The sequence below is a fragment of the Nocardioides sp. CPCC 206348 genome, from assembly GCF_048654705.1.
Lineage (GTDB): Bacteria > Actinomycetota > Actinomycetes > Propionibacteriales > Nocardioidaceae > Nocardioides.
The window spans coordinates 2,045-4,370 of sequence record NZ_JBMCZA010000192.1; the positions used below are offsets into that span (position 1 = coordinate 2,045).

At 72.6% G+C, this 2,326-nt stretch carries 1 protein-coding gene and 1 pseudogene; both read left to right on the forward strand.

The features are described 5' to 3' along the window. Positions 1–1,068: pseudogene (locus tag ACOADB_RS16735) on the forward strand (exodeoxyribonuclease V subunit gamma); the annotation flags it as partial. After that, on the forward strand, positions 1,068–2,326 hold a 1,259-nt coding region (locus ACOADB_RS16740; protein ID WP_378600884.1), incomplete at its 3' end, for a UvrD-helicase domain-containing protein. The pseudogene ACOADB_RS16735 and the gene ACOADB_RS16740, both read left to right, overlap by 1 nt.

Below are 2,326 nucleotides of genomic sequence, written 5' to 3' on the forward strand. Positions count from 1 at the left end.
GTCCGCAACCATGTGCCGGGATCGCTGGCCACGGACGGCCCTTTCAGCTTCGACCGTTCGTCGCTGGCGGGTGCGCGGGCATCGGTGGCCGAGCGCGGGGTGGTGCCGGCGTTCCTCCCCGAAGCGCTCCCGGCCCGGGCTGCGGCAGACGTCTCGCTCGCCGACCTGCGAGCGTTCGTGCACCACCCGGCGCGGTACTTCCTGCGCCGGCGGCTCGAGGTGGCGACGCCGTTCGAGCCGGACCAGGTGGCCGATGCGATCCCGGTGACGCTCAACGGCCTGGAGCTGTGGCAGATCGGCGACCGGCTGCTGCGCGAGGTCCTGGCGGCCGAGGACCCGGGCGCCACGGCGACCGCGGTGATGGTGGCCGAGCAGCTGCGCGGCACGCTGCCGCCGTTCGAGCTCGGGCGCGGCGAGCTGACCAAGGTGGTCCAGGAGTGCCAGGACCTGTTCACCCGCAGCGCGCCGGTGCGCACCGGAACCGCCCGGAGCCTCGACATCGACGTCGACCTCGGGGGAGGGCGGCGGCTGACCGGCACGGTGCCGCAGGTCCACGGCAACCAGGTCGTGTCGCTCTCCTACTCGCGGCTGAAGCCGAAGCAACGCCTGTCGTCCTGGCTCGACGTGTTGGCGCTGAGCGCCAGCTACCCCGACGAGAACTGGACCGCCCACGCGATCGCCCGTTCCAAGGCGGGTCCGCAGCGTGCGCTGGTGGGGCCGCTCGACCACCGCGCCCTCGAATGGCTGATCAGCATCGTGGACCTGCACGACCAGGGCCTGACCCGTCCGCTGCCGATGCCGCTCGAGACGTCGAACGCCTGGGCCGAGGCGCAGGCGAAGTCGTTGCGCGGCATGGACATCGAGCCGATCGAGGTCGCGGCTCGCTCATGGGTGACCGATCCCTACAACGACTGGGGGATCAAGGGCGAGGACGACGACCCGTCGCACCGCCGGATCTACGGTCCCGACGCACCGATCGACGTGCTCGTCGACGCGGGCCTGACCACCTGGGCGTGGCAGCTGTGGGAGCCGTTGCTCGCCGGCGCCGAGAAGGTCGGTGTCCTCTGATGGCCCCGATGCACCCGTTCGACATCCGCGGCGAGCTGCCCACCGGCACGACCCTGCTCGAGGCCAGCGCCGGCACCGGCAAGACGTGGACCATCGGCGCGCTGGTCACCCGCTACGTCGCCGAGGAGGGCATCCCGCTCGAGCAGCTGCTCGTGGTGACCTTCGGCCGCGCCGCCAGCCAGGAGCTGCGCGAGCAGGTGCGCCGCCAGCTGGTCGAGGCCGAGCAGGCGCTGGCCGGTGACCTCCCCGCTGGGGTCGAGCAGACCGAGCTGATCGCCCAGATCCTCGACTGTGATGAAGAGCAGAAGACGACCCGGCACACGCGGGTGGTGCAGGCGCTGGCCGACTTCGACGCCGCCACGATCGCCACCATCCACCAGTTCTGCTCGCTCGTCCTCGACTCGCTCGGCGTCGCCGGCGACACCGATGCCCGCGCCCGCCTGGTCGAGAACCTCGACGACCGCCTCGTCGAAGTGGTCGACGACCTCTACCTGCGGGCGTTCGCGCAGGCCTCCGACGGCGCTGGCAGTGGAGGGCCTGCCTTCACCCACGCCGAGGCGCTGGCCATCGCGCGTGCCGTGGTGGCCGACCCCCAGTCGCAGCTCGAGCCCGCCGGGTTGCCCCGTGAGCAACCGGCCGGTCGGCGCGTGGCCTTCGCGGCCGCCGTACGAGCCGAGCTGGAGCGGCGCAAGCGCCGCCTCGGCGTCCTGTCGTACGACGACCTCCTCAGCCAGCTCGCCGAGGCGCTCGCGCACCCCGACTCCCCGGCCCGGGCGCGGATGCGGGCGCGCTGGAAGATCGTGCTGGTCGACGAGTTCCAGGACACCGACCCGGTGCAGTGGCAGGTGTTCGACCGCGCGTTCACCGGCCACGCAACGATGGTGCTGATCGGCGACCCGAAGCAGGCGATCTACGCCTTCCGCGGGGGCGACGTGACGACCTACCTCACCGCTGCGGGCACGGCCACGACGCAGCAGACCCTCGGCATCAACCGGCGCAGCGATGCCGGCCTGCTCGACGGGTTCCAGCAGCTGTTGCGCGGCGCCGAGCTCGGCGACCCGCGGATCGTCGTGCACGACGTGACCGCCCACCACCAGGAGTCGCGGCTCGTCGGCGCTCCGCACCCCGCGCCGTTCCGGCTGCGGGTCGTGCGACGCGAGTCGTTCCGGCGCGGGCCGGCGACGATGCTCCCGATCGCGAAGGTGCGCCCGCACATCGCCGAGGACCTCGCCCGCGACATCCGGGCGCTGATCACCAG